Annotated in this window: 11 protein-coding genes; 4 read left to right on the forward strand and 7 right to left on the reverse strand. The window is 46.3% G+C overall.

Annotation, left to right across the window (positions count from 1 at the left end; genetic code table 11):
- Both O8C65_05980 and O8C65_05985 read left to right on the forward strand, forming a co-directional pair.
- The coding region (locus O8C65_05980; GenBank protein ID MCZ7356463.1) for a DUF4010 domain-containing protein at positions 1 to 690 on the forward strand (690 nt) is incomplete at its 5' end.
- Positions 691 to 1,117: 427 nt separating this feature from the next.
- A complete protein-coding gene (locus tag O8C65_05985) occupies positions 1,118 to 1,891 on the forward strand; it encodes a hypothetical protein (protein ID MCZ7356464.1) in 774 nt (257 codons plus the stop codon).
- Positions 1,892 to 2,066: 175 nt separating this feature from the next.
- Here the strand turns inward: O8C65_05985 and O8C65_05990 are convergent, their stop codons facing one another.
- From O8C65_05990 to O8C65_06020, 7 genes are all read right to left on the reverse strand, one after another.
- Complete coding sequence (locus O8C65_05990) at positions 2,067 to 3,656, reverse strand: PEP-utilizing enzyme (protein MCZ7356465.1); 1,590 nt, start codon at positions 3,654 to 3,656, stop codon at positions 2,067 to 2,069.
- Between the two features lie 5 nt (positions 3,657 to 3,661).
- Positions 3,662 to 5,680: a hypothetical protein gene (locus tag O8C65_05995; protein MCZ7356466.1), complete on the reverse strand. Its 2,019-nt coding sequence runs from the start codon at positions 5,678 to 5,680 to the stop codon at positions 3,662 to 3,664.
- A complete protein-coding gene (locus O8C65_06000) occupies positions 5,566 to 7,071 on the reverse strand; it encodes a YfcE family phosphodiesterase (protein ID MCZ7356467.1) in 1,506 nt (501 codons plus the stop codon). The genes O8C65_05995 and O8C65_06000 overlap by 115 nt, the downstream gene beginning before the upstream one ends.
- Before the next feature lie 18 nt (positions 7,072 to 7,089).
- Positions 7,090 to 8,088: a CHAD domain-containing protein gene (locus O8C65_06005; GenBank protein MCZ7356468.1), complete on the reverse strand. Its 999-nt coding sequence runs from the start codon at positions 8,086 to 8,088 to the stop codon at positions 7,090 to 7,092.
- Entirely contained in the window at positions 8,078 to 10,252 is a 2,175-nt protein-coding gene (gene ppk1 / locus O8C65_06010; GenBank protein MCZ7356469.1) for a polyphosphate kinase 1, read from the reverse strand. Before ppk1 ends, O8C65_06005 begins: the two co-directional genes overlap by 11 nt.
- 148 nt (positions 10,253 to 10,400) lie before the next feature.
- Positions 10,401 to 10,898, reverse strand: a complete 498-nt coding sequence (locus O8C65_06015; protein ID MCZ7356470.1) for a hypothetical protein — start codon at positions 10,896 to 10,898, stop codon at positions 10,401 to 10,403.
- Between the two features lie 222 nt (positions 10,899 to 11,120).
- Complete coding sequence (locus O8C65_06020; GenBank protein ID MCZ7356471.1) at positions 11,121 to 12,770, reverse strand: Ppx/GppA phosphatase family protein; 1,650 nt, start codon at positions 12,768 to 12,770, stop codon at positions 11,121 to 11,123.
- A gap of 831 nt (positions 12,771 to 13,601) precedes the next feature.
- Here O8C65_06020 and O8C65_06025 point away from each other — a divergent pair.
- Both O8C65_06025 and O8C65_06030 read left to right on the forward strand, forming a co-directional pair.
- Positions 13,602 to 14,495 (forward strand): hypothetical protein, encoded by an 894-nt coding sequence (locus O8C65_06025; GenBank protein MCZ7356472.1) that lies wholly within the window; start codon positions 13,602 to 13,604, stop codon positions 14,493 to 14,495.
- Positions 14,496 to 14,640: 145 nt separating this feature from the next.
- The gene (locus O8C65_06030) at positions 14,641 to 14,790 is read left to right on the forward strand and encodes a hypothetical protein (GenBank protein ID MCZ7356473.1); all 150 of its coding nucleotides are present in this window, start codon (positions 14,641 to 14,643) and stop codon (positions 14,788 to 14,790) included.
- Positions 14,791 to 14,798 lie beyond the last annotated feature (8 nt).

Raw genomic sequence — 14,798 nt, forward strand, 5'->3', positions numbered from 1 at the left:
ATGAAGGAGATCGGGACAAAACGCGGTTTACCTGTTTCCGGGATGCTTGGCGGGCTTGTGAACAGTCAGGCAACGACAGGAGCCCTTGCTGCGATGGCAAAAAAAAGAACCGAGTTAATAGAATCCAGTTACCTGGGGATTATCCTTTCAAATGCTGCAACGCTGGCAAGGAACATGGTCATAGCATTGATTGTAGACCCGAGCGGAAAAGTGCTTTTATTGATGGCTCCTGTGCAGATTGTCATTATCCTGTTTCTCGCAGCCACAGCTATTAAATCAAGTAACCATATGGTTTCAAACGAGACAATACAATTGCAGTCCCCGTTTGCGCTATCTCCGGCGGTAAAATTTGCCTTCGGGTTCACGGCATTATCTTTTATTTCAAGATTTGCTTACCTGTGGGCAGGTGTTGCAGGAGTTTACGCGACTGCGCTGGGTGGATTTATAAGTAGCGCAGTGGTAATCGCGTCGGTGACGGCGCTTGCTGTTAACCACACGGTTTCATACAATACGGCTGCAATAACCGTTGTCCTTGCAAGTATAATAAGCGTAGGCAGTAATATGATATTTGTAAAATTGTCAGGACCGCCTGAACTTATGCAATTGATAAAAAAGTCCTTCACCCGCTTCATAATATTTGGTACGGTTGTTCTTATTATATGGGCGATTTTAATAAATCATAACTTTTAGGGATAATAATCGCATTTGAGGTATCATATATTCTTGCTTTTTCCATTCCAAGGATGTTCAAAACAAACACCGAAACTAACACAGGAGATAGAAGGGATACTGAGTTACAATTCACCGTAAGGGCTTATCTACTTTGGCAAAAAAGTGTCGACATGTTCACGCAGTACGAGCTAAGCTGACGCATTGATTTTTGTTTGCTTGGGTCTGGGTTGTTTTATAAAATGTAAGCTCTGCTTATAAAACAAAGTTAATATTAGTTGTCTATAAAAAAGTTGTATCATTGCTCAACCAAAAACTTTTAAACTTTAAACTCTTACCAATACGATATAAACTGAAGCATTGATTTTGATTCGGTTTTTATTCTGTTACTAAAATAAGTCCTCGAAATGTGTTTAATAATATGATTATGCATATAGATAACTACAAGGTGAAATCTAAGGACGATTTTAAGCTCTCAAAATTAGAGACTTCATCGACATTTAAGCAGCCTGAGGAAAAAGAATTAAAGAAGATGCTCCTTAATGATACGGAAAAAATAGCGGCACTTCAGTATAAATTATATGCCGAGAATCGCCAGTCTTTATTGATTATTCTACAAGGTATGGATAGTTCGGGGAAGGACGGCAGCATTAAACATATTATGAGTGGTGTTAATCCGCAAGGTGTTTTGGTTCATAGTTTTAAACATCCCTCCGATTTAGAATTAGAACATGATTATTTATGGCGTCATTATCAAAAATTGCCAGAACATGGACAGATAGCTATTTTCAACCGTTCGCATTATGAAAATGTACTTATCTCAAAAGTACATCCGAAAATAGTTCTGGTGGAACGAATTCCTGGTATTGATTCCATTGAGAAAATAGACAAAAATTTTTGGGCGAAGCGTTACAAGCAAATCAATCATTTTGAAAAAAGTATTACAGAAAGTGGGACACGTATTTTGAAATTTTTTCTTCACTTGTCGAAGCAGGAACAATGTAAACGTTTTTTAGAAAGAATTGAAAACAAAGAAAGACATTGGAAATTTTCTTCCAGCGATATTATAGAGCGTGGTTATTGGGATGATTATCAAAAGGCTTATGAAAAAGCAATAATAAATACCAATACAAAAACTGCTCCCTGGTATATCATCCCTGCTGATGATAAATGGTTCACGCATTTGTTGATTGGAAATATTATTTCGGAAGAGGCGAAGTAAAATAAAAAAGGCTTTGGCATGACCAGGATATTTGTCGATGAGAGGAATTTTTCTAAAAACAAAAACGCCGATAATCTGTATCGCCTTTCGGTATTCCTGGAATAACCCCCCAGGAATATTTTCTTATTTTCAGTTCTCATTATTTATCTACAAATTTTTATTGAATATATTACAATTATATAGTACCCCAGCTTTTAACGACGTCGATCAGCGCGAGTGGCTTCTCATATACCACATCCACTTTTCCATGGTCAAGATACACTAAGCCAGCATTTCCGTCCAGGGTGATTTCATCTCCTTCAGAAAGCTCCCGTCTGCCCAGCCGGCACTTATGATTGGGAACGTCAATATCAAGATCAGTGCAGTTCACAATACAGACCTTGCCCATCTGGCGGGCAACTACTGCAGCATGTGAGGTTCTTGCCCCGCGGGCAGTGAGTATTCCTGCGCAGATGGCGATTCCCGGAATGTCGTCAGGGGTGACCATATCCCTGACCAGGATAACAGGCCCGTCAGCAGAGAACCTTTCCGCCACCTCGCCTGTGAATGCGATTCGACCAGAGACTACACCGCTGGACGCGGATATTCCCGCAGCAAGGGGAGAATCATGAGAGATTACCTTCTGGATGCTGATAGATTCGATATCCACTTCTCGAAGCCTCTCCCGCGCTTCCTGCGGCGAGATGATTCCTTCCTGGCACAGCTCTATGGCAATTCTAAGAGCCGCAAGCTGCGACCTCTTTCCGTCGCGGCTCTGGAGGATATAGAGCTTCCCCTCCTGCACCGTGAACTCTATATCCTGCATATCTTTAAAATGGGATTCGATCTTCCTGCCAACAGCAAGGAGTTCCTGATCTAACTGGGGCATGGTTTCCAGCAGCTCTCTCTGTGTGACGGTTGATCGTGCACCGGATACCACATCCTCTCCCTGGGCTCCGAACTTGAAGTCGAGCAGGAGTTCGTTCTCCCCTGTCCAGGGGTTCCTCGTGAAGGCAACGCCTGCCCCGGAACGCGGACCTATGTTCCCATAGACCATGGCCTGCACCGTGACAGCGGTCCCGCGGACATTATTCACCAGGTTCATCTTGCGGAATGCCTGCGCCCTGGGGTTCATCCAGGACCGAAGGACTTCGACCACAGCAAGCTCCAATTGTTCATGAACGTCCTCCGGGATCTTGTGGCCTCCCTCCAGAAATATCCTTTCATATTCCCCTGCAAGGCGCTTAAGACTGCTGGATTCCAGCTCCACTTCATCCAGTGCACCCTCTTTTTTCATGGCATCCTTTAAGAGCGATCTGTATTGCCCGGCGTCATGCGAGAACACTACTTCACCGAAGTTTTCCATCAGTCTCCTGTAGCAATCCCAGGAAAAGCGGGGGTTTCCTGTCAGGGATATCATTCTCCGAAGTGTTTCCCTGTTGAGACCCACGTTCAGCAATGTATCCATAACTCCGGGCATCGTGACCGGGGCACCGGATCTCACCGATACAAGAAGCGGTTTACGTCCGCCGAATATCAGTCCTGTGGCTCTCTCAATGAATGCGATTCCCTGACGCAGGAGGTCAGGCACGTCTCCGGGGAGTCTCCCTCCATTCCGGTAGTATTCCTCGCAGATTGAAACGTTCAAAGAGAAGCCGGGTGGAACTGGAATCCCAAGTTCTGCTATTCTCGCCAGATAAGCTGCCTTATTTCCGAAATCCTCAGATGTTATCTCGCCCTGGCGGCCATGCCCGAACGTAACCATTCTTGGAACATCGCTTGGCATAAAACCTATCTCCCTATGCTTTCGAGAATGTTTTCATGCATGATGCCTGCAGCATTCGTGAGAGAACTTATAGATGTCATGATACTGCGGGTAAGCTCAAAGCAAACCAATAACCCCTTATCGTCCTCACTTTCCCTGAGGATCCCTTGCACAGTTTTCCGCAGCGCCTCATCACACTCCATTTCCAGGCCCATCACACTGTCCGAAGCCCTGAGGAAGTCCGCCATCTCATCACGGTTGTAACCTTTATGAACTTCCCGGGCAGATATGAGGGCTTTTAAGAATTCCTGACTGCACCTCTGCGCTATCTCGGCCATTGTGCGCAGATCAGCATGGACTTCCCTTGATCCTGCATCCGGGAGAATGAGTGTGGCAAAGAACGACACCTCTTCGAGATGGTCAAGCGCATCGTCAGACGCGTTAATCAGCGCGGCAAAGAACGATGCATCTTCAATCCTCCTGGAAAGGGCTCGAACCTTCTTCACGAGTTCATCTGCCTGACCTTCCCAGACCCGGACCTTCTGCGCACTGCGGGCTGCGACGTCCCCATCACGATGGAGAAGGGAATCGCTCACCGCGGTTGCTGCTTCGATTATGAGTGATGCATGCTCCTCGCACAATCCCATGAGATCATCATATGCGGATCCGAGCTGTCCTAAGAGCTCAGCCTTTATTTCATTATGAATGAGAGATCGGGAATTGCCGGCCAAAAGATCGGTCGCTGCCGTCTGGAGCACCCACTGAAAATATTCCATGCACTTCTCACGGCCCAATCTTTGATGAAGTGGTTCTCCGCAGGGCACAGACAGTAAAAGGGCGTCATAGATGATCCTTTCCCCGCCCAGGTTGAAGAAAGCGATATGTCCAACCTCATTGTCTGCCGCCCATTTAAGAACTGTGATGCAGTCTTTATTGGGGAGGAAGTTCCCAAGCCGCTTACGTGCCCTGTTCCAGTCGATCAGGAACACTAGCCTTGATCCAAGGTGGGTAAAGAAGGCCCCAAGATCTGTCAGGTCCCTGGCCGTATATCTCCCTGTCAAGAGATTATATGTCTCCTTTTCGAACTGATCACCGACGCGCTTTGATAGGGTATCCTCCCACTTCACATCCCATGCGTCGAAAAGGCTCTGGAAGAATTTTAGCCTGGGCACATGAATATCTGTGTGCACGATGGAGGCAGTCATTCCTTCGATGTTCACCACCAGCACATGCGCATCGGTCAAGCCTATATCGTTCTGAATGACGAGCCTTGAGCCCATGCGCGTGGCGGTTGTCCCCAGGCCGGCGTGATCAAATTTGAGAGGTGCTGTGCGGTTAACCCCCGCCATGAACGCCCTGACCAGTACCCTGTCGTTCTCCTCCAGCAGGTAGGTCATGGCCCCGTTGATATTCTCCTGCGAGAGCTCTCCCTGCATGGAATTCAGTACCCTGTGCATGTCCATCACGAGGAGGTGGAGGCTGTCCCCGCTTTTTCGGTCGCCCGAAGTTATCTTCTGGAGAAACTGCTCGCTCAGGGCTTCTTCTCCGCCATCTGGCCAGCCCTCCAGTAGCTCTGTGAATCGTTTATCAAAATCGTGCGCCTCCCCACGTGCCAGAATGGGAAGAGACATCTCCTGCATGCATGCTTTTATAGCTGAGAGTATCTCTCCTGCATAGGGAATTCGATATGTCCCGGAACCAAGTCCTTCTGCCTCCTGCACTACACTATCAAGTAGCGCATTCTCAACCCTGGCAGTTTCCCTCTCTATTTTAAGACTGGGGAATTCACGGTCCGGATGCAGAGCACTGGACTGGGCTGTCTGGAGCAGCGTGAAATAGTACTTAATCCTGTCATTGGCCACAAGCGCCGCGTTCACTAGCTCAGGCAGGAGGAACTCTTCTTCGCCCATCTCTTTCAGGATATTCTTCTTCATGGTACAAGGTCTAATGAAATTGCGAGGTCCCGATTGAATACCTTCTCGAACAGATCTCCTTTTTTCATGGCTCTGTCCTTCTCGGTTTCTGCTTCCCCTGAAATAGCACAATTGACAATCACCTGCTCGGGGGAAACCTCAGATGTGATATCTTTAACAAGGCTCTGCTGCGTGAAATCCAGTCCGTCCGCCACGCGAAGAATCGCTGACAGCGCCTTTACTTTCTGCCGCTCGTCCCGTCGCAGAGCAGCAAAGTACCGGTGCCCTTTATTTGGAAGTTCTCTCCTGTGGTAACGGGCGATTGAACCTACGATATTTCGTTCCCTTTCGTCAAAGGGAAGGTGCGGCTCGGCAAGGATGATGCGGAGTGAGGTCTTGTGATGCCCCTTCTGCCCTTCGATCCACCCGATATCATGAAGTATGCCGGCACACTGGAGCCAGAAGCGTTCCTCGGCACCGAGGCCGTGAAGCTCTCCGAGTTCATCGAAGAGCCGCATAGCCAGCCTTGTCACCTGACTACTGTGCCCCTCATTATAGGAAACGCTGCGAGCTGTCTTCCGAACTTCCTCCAGGCGGTTTTCATTCTTCTTTGATAGTTCCTGAGCCACCGCATCTGGTGATAGCCCCTGAAGAGTCATCTGGGCGAAAACCTCAGGAAGGCCGTTTTCCCGTATGGCTGCTGCGGCTTTCTCCACGTCATAGTCGACACGGTAGTGTTTCACTTCAAAGGGGTTTATCCACAGGATCGCGTAGCTGGCTCGAGGATCACCATCATCCTGCCTTCCTGCGCCCCCGGGGTTAATAAACCATACACCATCAACCTGACGGGAAAAGGGACGGTGCGAATGCCCGAAGATTATCACGTCAGCATCAGCGAGAAGAGCAAACTCACGAAGTTTTTCATCCGGCGTTTCAGGGCCTATTTCGGGCAAAGGGCTCCTGTGGGTAAGAAGTATTCGCTTTCCTCCAGCCTCCAGTCTGAGTTCCTCAGGCAGAGATTTGAGGTATTTGCGGTTCTTCTTAGAAAGATTGTTATATGTCCACTTGATGGCATTCCAGTCTTCAGGCGACTCTTTTTTCTCTCCCTCCTCTTCCTCTTTCTTTTCCTTGACCTTCAGAACCTTGAGGTCATAGTTCCCAACCACGCTCTGGGCGTTCTCCTTGCGCAGTCTCCTGACAACATCATCCGGAAAAGCACCGTACCCCGTTAGGTCACCCACATTCCATATCTCTGAAACCTCTCTGTTGCTGGCATCTTCCAGGACAGACTTCAGGGCAGGCAGGTTGGCATGAACGTCCCCAATGAGTAGAAAGGCTTCGTGTTCTGCGGGTTGGGATAACTCCAGAGCAGGCAGGTTTGCAGTTTCTTTTTCTGCCTCAGCTTTCTTTATTTTTGTTTCTGCTTTAGCAAGTTTAGGTTTTGTCGTACTTCGCAGTATTTTAGGTCTCTCTTCCCACCACGAAGATACTTTGGTGTTCTTGCTTTTTTTCTTATCTTTCATATATTTCACACTCCATACTTATTTTACTTTTGCCTGATTCTTAGATTTTTCATCGAATGTTAACTGGATAAATTGCTTCGTGTCATTCCATATATTCTGCTCCTGAATATCTTTCCAGTATGCTACAAACTCCTCGTATATCGCAGAACGGCGCTCGCGCAGATGCTGCTGGAAGTGCAGCAGTCCGGGCTCAAGAATCCCAAAGGAGTCGTCCTGCCCGAAATAATCAAGAGAATATGCCCGTTCATCATCCATGAATTGAGGCAAATATTCCATCCATACATCGCAGTCGTGCAGATCTCCGAGCATATCCTGGAGTTTTTTGCAGACCAGAAGCTGGTTCTCCAGTTCCTCCTCGTAAAGGGGTGAAAACACCTCCATCGTGTAGCGAAGGCGCTTTACAGCAATACGCATGGCATGGTGCTCTTTTATATTTTCAGGGATGTAAACTGAGGCTTCATGAGCGAATATCTCATCAAGCCGCGTTGTTATGTGGACAATCGCTTTTTGATAAATCTTTGGAGAATTGACTTCAGCTCTACCCTTGCGCATCTTACGGCACAACTTTTCCATATCCTCCGCCACGCCACTCTCATGAAGCCTGTCAATGGCCTCGATCACACGCGGTTGCGTCCGCTCCCTGCGCTGCCTGAGGCGCAGGAGGAAGCGCTGCGCACCAGGGCGGAGGCTTTCCTCTTTTAGCTTCTCGGTGTATGCCTTAAGGAAAGCTATCTGCACATCTGCATCCCGTGCCTCCCTAAGAGCGCGAGTGATATTGCGGATCTCTTTTCGCCAGTCCCTGTACTTCTTAGGAGGGAAACACTCTTCAAAAAGTGGAAGGCAGGAGCGGATCCGCCTTGATGCGACTCGCATCCTGTGAATGAACTCAATGTCCTTCGCCTCACGCACGCCTTCTATCTCCCTGGAAAGGGACCGAAGAAGCGGGCGAAGTCTATCCGCTCCGAAAAGGCAATATCCAGTGAAGTTTTTCAGAGATCCTTTCCTCTTAGAAATCACCGTGCCACAACCCCCTGTTCCCGATCAGCCACTCCTGCGAATTCATCTCTTTCTCTCCGGGAGAAAGTGTAACGCGCTCGTACGTACTATCGCTCAATAACCGCCTTGCTTTTACATTGTCCTTCAGGTGGACATTGAGTATATCCTTGATTATCACAGATTTTATATCCGGATCCTCCACAGGGAAGAGCGTTTCCACCCGGTCGTCAAAGTTCCGTGTCCTGAGGTCCGCACTTCCGAGCAGGACCTCTTCATCCCCGCCGTTTCTGAAATAGTATATTCGTGCGTGTTCGAGAAAACGTCCTACAATGGATGTTACAGTGATATTCTCACTTACCCCCGGAATTCCGGGGCGAAGGGCGCACAGGGCGCGCACGTTCAGGTCGATTTTTACACCTGCTTGAGACGCCCTGTAAAGAGCCAGGATTATCTCCATGTCAGTTATGCCATTGTTCTTGAATGCCATATATCCGTCCCCGTGCTCTCTATGGCGTGTGATCTCTCTTTCGATGCGTCCCAGGAATTCCCGTCGCAAATCATAAGGCGCAACAAGGAGTTTGTGATACTTCTGCTTTCCATAATAACCTGTGAGTGCGTTGAAGAGGTGGGACATATCTGCACAGATCTGCGGGTTGCAGGTAAAGTAGCCAAGGTCGCCATAGATCCTGGCTGTGACGGAATTGAAGTTCCCCGAACTAAGGTAACCGTATCGGATTATTTCCTTTCCTTCTCTCCTGACAACAAGGCATAATTTGGCATGAACCTTCAGTCCCGGTCTCCCGTATACCACATGCACACCCGCCCGCTCAAGTGCATGCCCCCACCCAATATTTTTTTCTTCATCGAAGCGCGCTGTCAGTTCCACAACAACAGCCACCTGCTTACCATTCTGCCGCGCCTTAATAAGTGCATCAATGACGGGGGAATTGGCATCGATCCGGTAAAGCGTTATTTTTATAGCCAGCACATCAGGATCCTGTGCAGCCTGATGTAAGAATTTGATAAAGGGCAAAAAACTGTCATAAGGATAGTAGAACAGGACATCACGGTTGCGCATAGCCGGGAAAATTCTTTTTTCGTTATCTAAGAATGAAGGATTTGAAGGAAGAAACTGTTTATCCTTCAGATCGGGGCGGTCCAGTCTCATCAATTCCCATAAATCTGCAGTCCCCATGATACCCTCTATATCACTGACCAGGTAGGAAGGCAGTGCAAGTTTATTGGCAAGCATGTGACGGATGTCGTCGGGCATGGATACATCCACTTCAAGCCTCACTGGCGGCCCGGTACGGCGAAACTCCATACTTTCCTCAACCTGGGTCGCAAGGTCATACTCCCCATTCAGATGAGCCTTAATTTCAGAATCGCGCGTGATGCGGAAAGGATACGATGCAACCACTTCCATGCCCGGGAAGAGCATGTCCAGATTTGCGGCAATGAGATCTTCAAGCAGGACGAAGTGGGTGTTTTTCCAGCTGGCAGCGCTGTGTTCGGTATTCTTACCGTTTTCCACTTCCGGCACACCGATAAAGCGCGGGAATAAACAGGTGGGTACCTTGACGCGTGCAAACATTTGTTTTTCAAAGTTACCTTGAGTTACCCTGACCACAACAGCAATATTGATCGTGAGATTGGAAATGAATGGAAAAGGATGAGCCGCATCGAATGCCAGAGGGGTTAGGGTCGGAAATATTTCATATTCGAAGAAGCGTCGCAGAAGAACCTTCTGTTCTTCCTCAAGGTCGCTATATCTGTCGATATGGATACCTTCGCTGTGGAGCTTTGGTAAGAGTTCATACCAGCCGCGTGCATGATCAGCAATAAGTGGAATTAACTCTTTTTGAATCGCTTCCAGTTGTTCTGACGGTGACATCCTGTCAGGGCGTGCTTTGACCGTCCCTGTGGCACGCCGCAGGGATGAAACCCGAACCATGAAGAACTCATCGATGTTGCTTCCACAAATAGCCAGAAACTTCACTCTTTCCAGGACTGGCTGGCGCTCATCCATTGCTTCCTCAAGCACCCGCTGATTGAATTTGAGCCAGCTAAGCTCACTATTGATGAAGTTTCCGGGATCATCAAGAGAAACGCTTTCCGTACTGATTTTCAATGGCTTTTCAATAACACTCTCCTCGGAATTTATATCCATCTGTTGTTTTTCCATAATACAGGCATCCTGTTGATCAGTAGTAAATTTTCGACATCCCAATCCCGAAACTCCCTTTCTCATCATGCGAATTGTTTTCTAAGTATTTATTGACCTGGCTCAGAACTGCTCATACTACATTCTGATTTTTCTGAAGAGATATATATCAAGCGCATGCATCCACGGTATTTACTGCGCTCTGTGTCTCGGATTCATACTCTTCTCTTACAAACCCTTTTGAGACTTCAAACAAATCAGAAAGCCATTTCTTACCATTATCATGGAAAATGATGGGAAGCTTCGCTTCCAGCGGTTTAAGCCTGTTTAAGAACTGCCCAACGGTCTCGGATTCGATCAGAATCTGGCAGAAGGGGTGCTCTGGATACGATATGCTGATCGCCTTAAGATAGACTAAAGGATCGCCGCCGTTCTCAATGAACTTACACATCATCTTAATGGGTGTGAATTCAACATTGGTCGCTTCTTTGCCATTATCTGCAACACCTTCCACCATTCTGATAAAGTTATCCCAGCCGTTGCCATTCTCCCATTTTTTAAACCTCTCTTCAATGAGTAAAATGTCTCTTCTGTGAATCTTCTGAATGAGCTGGAGATCTTTCCTGTAAATCTCTTCTTTGAATAGCTCGATATTATCTAATTTCATTATATAGGCCTCCCAGTCCGTTTATCAGCTTCATGGGTCATTCCTTTTTTATCAGGTGGCAAAAACGAATGACCCTTAATTATTGTTAAAATTCTGATGTTATATACTTAATCTCTATAATCTATATAGAAAACCAGCAGAAGCCGTGTGATTAGAATGGTTGTAAATGGTCATTTCGTGAATGATTGGTACTTACCTAAGAAGACAAGTTATAATCACATCTTATGCATGCAGTGCATTCTCAACCCCGGCAGTTTCCCTCCCTATTTTAAGACTGGAGAATTCACGGTTCCAATGAGAGCCCTGGATTACATTCAAATTGAGCTTCCTCCTGAATATTTTTTCGAATGCTTTCACATTCGACTCTACACCCCACACTTCAAGCTCGCAGCCGCCATCAGGCCATATAGCGAGATCGACTTTTGTTCTATCTTTCCCGGTGAATTCTGCCTTTTTTACGAGGCAGGTATGGCTTCTGTCGAGTTTCTCAGCAAGGCGCAGCAGCATGGATAGGATAATCACGGTATTCGCAGAGTGCTCATCGAGCAGAGCTAAAGCCTGGTCCTTTCTCTTTGGAAGCTTCTTCCTGTGGAACCTGGCAACGTTTGCCATTATATTTATCTCGATCTGGTCAAAGCCGGGGAGCTCTGTGTTGCCTATTATGTAATGCGAGTGGAGATGATGACTTTTAAATGCTATGAAGCCGCCGATATCGTGCAGGAACGAAGAGTACTTCAATAGCTCCCTCTCCCGTTCATCCATGTCGTGCAGCCCGATCCTCCTAGAACTGTCAAAAAGCGAAAGTGCAAGAGATATGACAGCGTTGGCGTGCCGCTCGTTGATATTGCATGATCTTCCAAGCTGGAGCACGCTCATCTCCCTGACAGACATCTCCTGGAACTGCGGAAACCCTTCATGTTTTGACAGGTAATCCATGAGCATTCCGTGGACTATGCCCCTGTCGCTGATTGTAATCTCTTCAAGCCCGAACTCCTCCATTATTGTCTCGAGGATAGCAGCGCCCCCAACGATTATGTCCGCTCTCTCGGGGTTGATTCCCTGGATCTTCTTTCTCTCATCGAGGGCAAGCGCGCAGAGTGTCGAAACTACCTTCCTTAGATTCTTGTAGTTCAGGACAAGGTTTCTTCCTGCGCCGTCCCGTTCATGCAGATTCATCGCTATCTCGGCCAGGTTAACGATAGTGCCTGAACTTCCGAAAGCGCACTCTATCCTCGCACTCTTCATGAATTGAGCTGTTTTGAGAATTCTGTTCTTGATGTACAGCTTCATCCTTGCATAAACATCCTGTGGCACAGGTGCTGTCCCCCCATCCTGAATGAACCTAGTAGTGAGCCTTATTGCCCCTAGTTCGAAGCTGTCGACGTAATATTGCTGGAACTGATCGCCTATCGCAAGCTCCGTGCTCCCTCCCCCTATATCGATGAAGATTGCCTTCCTCTTGCCAATATGGACTCCGCTCGAGACCCCAAGATAGATGAGACGTGCCTCTTCCTTTCCAGGTATGACCCTGACTTCCAGCTTCGCCTCATCTTTTAGCTGTTCAAGGAATTCTACCTGGTTTTTCGCCTCCCGTGCCGCAGAAGTGGCTATAGCGATAATCTCTCCAGCGCCGAAGGATTTTGCGAGTTCCGCGAACTTTTTGCAAACCAGAACCGCTCGCTCCATTGCCTCTGGCTGGAGGTGATTGCTCTTGAACTCGTTCTCGCCGAGCCTGACAACCTCCTTCTCCTGCCGCAGCACAGTATACGAATGATTGGGGTTGAGTCTGACGAGTATAAGTCGGATAGAGTTTGTCCCAATATCTATGAACGCCAGTATCTTTTCCTCAAGTTGATCAAGGTGCATTCTCATATAATTATAATCATGATTAGGTTCTATTATATCATGTTTTCTACCGTTGCCATTTCCATCCCCTTCAATACGGTCTGGGCAAGGACTCAACTTGCTAAAATTAAAGCCCCCACAAAATGTTTTCATAGCGTTCATTCAAGTGTTAATTAAATCTTAGTCAGAGGTTTTTAAATAACTTATGTATATAGATTATATATTCTATTTATCTAAGGAACTATCTCTTAAGCTTATCAACGATTCGGTTAGTTCCTCTACAAAATGCAATATGGACTTTGCAAACAGGGTTATCGAAGAACATAAAGGATTAGGTGAGGACTAACAATCCGTAAATCATACCTTGAAATGTTGCTTGAGAAAAAAATAACTGCCTTCTATTTAGCCTATATACTTTTAGAGACATCAATGGCTAACTCAGCGATTATGCAGCATAGTTTCCTATCCTCTTTACGCTATCTGCCATGAGCCCGATGGACATGACCGCATCGGGATCAGAGCTGTTGCTGGATGTGTTAATCTTGAACTGTGCAAAGGAAGGTTTCAGGCGTTAAAAGGAGAAGAAGAAGTTAAAGTGGTAAATATTAAAGAGCTGCTCAGCGGAAGCAAGTTCTATTACTTTTTAGTTCAGTTGCTTCTCGCCTGGGTATAGAAAAAATCGGCGTAGATTGTCCATATTATATTTATATGATTAGAATATAGAATATTAGAATATATTAACTTTTTATTTTATGTTAATACCCCAACCGCTACGGTCGGAACAAAGGGTAAGAATCTATATACATTATATATTTTACTAAGATAGTCTTTATTTTGTTAATGTAATAATCGTTCTGCATGGAAAATATCGAACAGAAGAATCATATTGGCAAAGCAGATATTCACGTACACACCAGGTATTCAGGGTTCGGACAATGTTCTTTTATTCATTTCCCTGAATCTGTTACCGAGCCAGTTAAAGCCGTCGAGGCTGCCCGCAGGAAAGAACTTGATGTCCTTTGCATAACAGACCACAACACAATCCGGGGTGCTATCATCGCCCAAAAACATTCACGGGATATCGAGGTTGTAGTTGGAGAAGAGATTTCAAGCGCAGACGGAGAGATCCTGGCGCTGTTCATCCAGGAAGAGATCAAACCCATGCGCAGCGCTCCTGAGACTATAGACCTTATACACGGCCAGGGAGGTATTGCTATAGCTGCACATCCTTTTAGCCCATATTGCCACTCTCTCGAAACTAAAATACATAATTTAAAACTGGACGGAGTGGAAGTATTCAATGCATACCATCGTGATGCCTACTCTAATTTAATGGCCCAGACCTTCACTTCAGGAAGACTGGCAAAGCTGGGGAGCAGCGATGCCCATTCAATAAATATGATAGGCAACGGATACACAATTTTTGAGGGAAAAACCTCAGAGGAACTTAGGAAATCCATCATAAACAGAAAAACCTCCTTTGGCGGAACAAGAACGCCTCTGTCAGAATGCATTTCGTGGAGCAAAGAAATAGCCTCGGAGAGCATTAAAATGATTTATGATTCCCTGACAGGAGAGAAAAGCCAGGACATATTATACTTGGAAATAGATAAAACTACAAGAAGGACCAAAGCCCTGGGATTGATTGGCGCTGCACTGTATATCGGGCTACCATTATCGTATTTTTTCGGTGTCTCGGGGGAAATTATCTTGAATTTAAAGGGTAAAAGAAAATGGAATGAGAACATATAGGTATGCTGGTTTAATGCGAGAACTGTGCCATAGCGTATCCATTATCAAAATAACGGCCAATGAACAGAATAATTTTCTACTGATTTTATGTAGCATATATAGATTATTGTGATAAATTATATAACTCTGTGGGTGGAATTTCGATATGGTGATAGAAATGAAAGAAAAGAAACAAATTATGAAAAAATCCCTCTCCTGCGGCACACGATTTCCACCGGAAGAAGGATTTATGGAAATAAATCAGGAAGACAAGGAGATTTACCTGTTCCTGCGCGGCGGATTTTCTGCCAAGTAGGAAGAGTT

The organism is Candidatus Methanoperedens sp. (genome assembly GCA_027460535.1).
Classification (GTDB): domain Archaea; phylum Halobacteriota; class Methanosarcinia; order Methanosarcinales; family Methanoperedenaceae; genus Methanoperedens.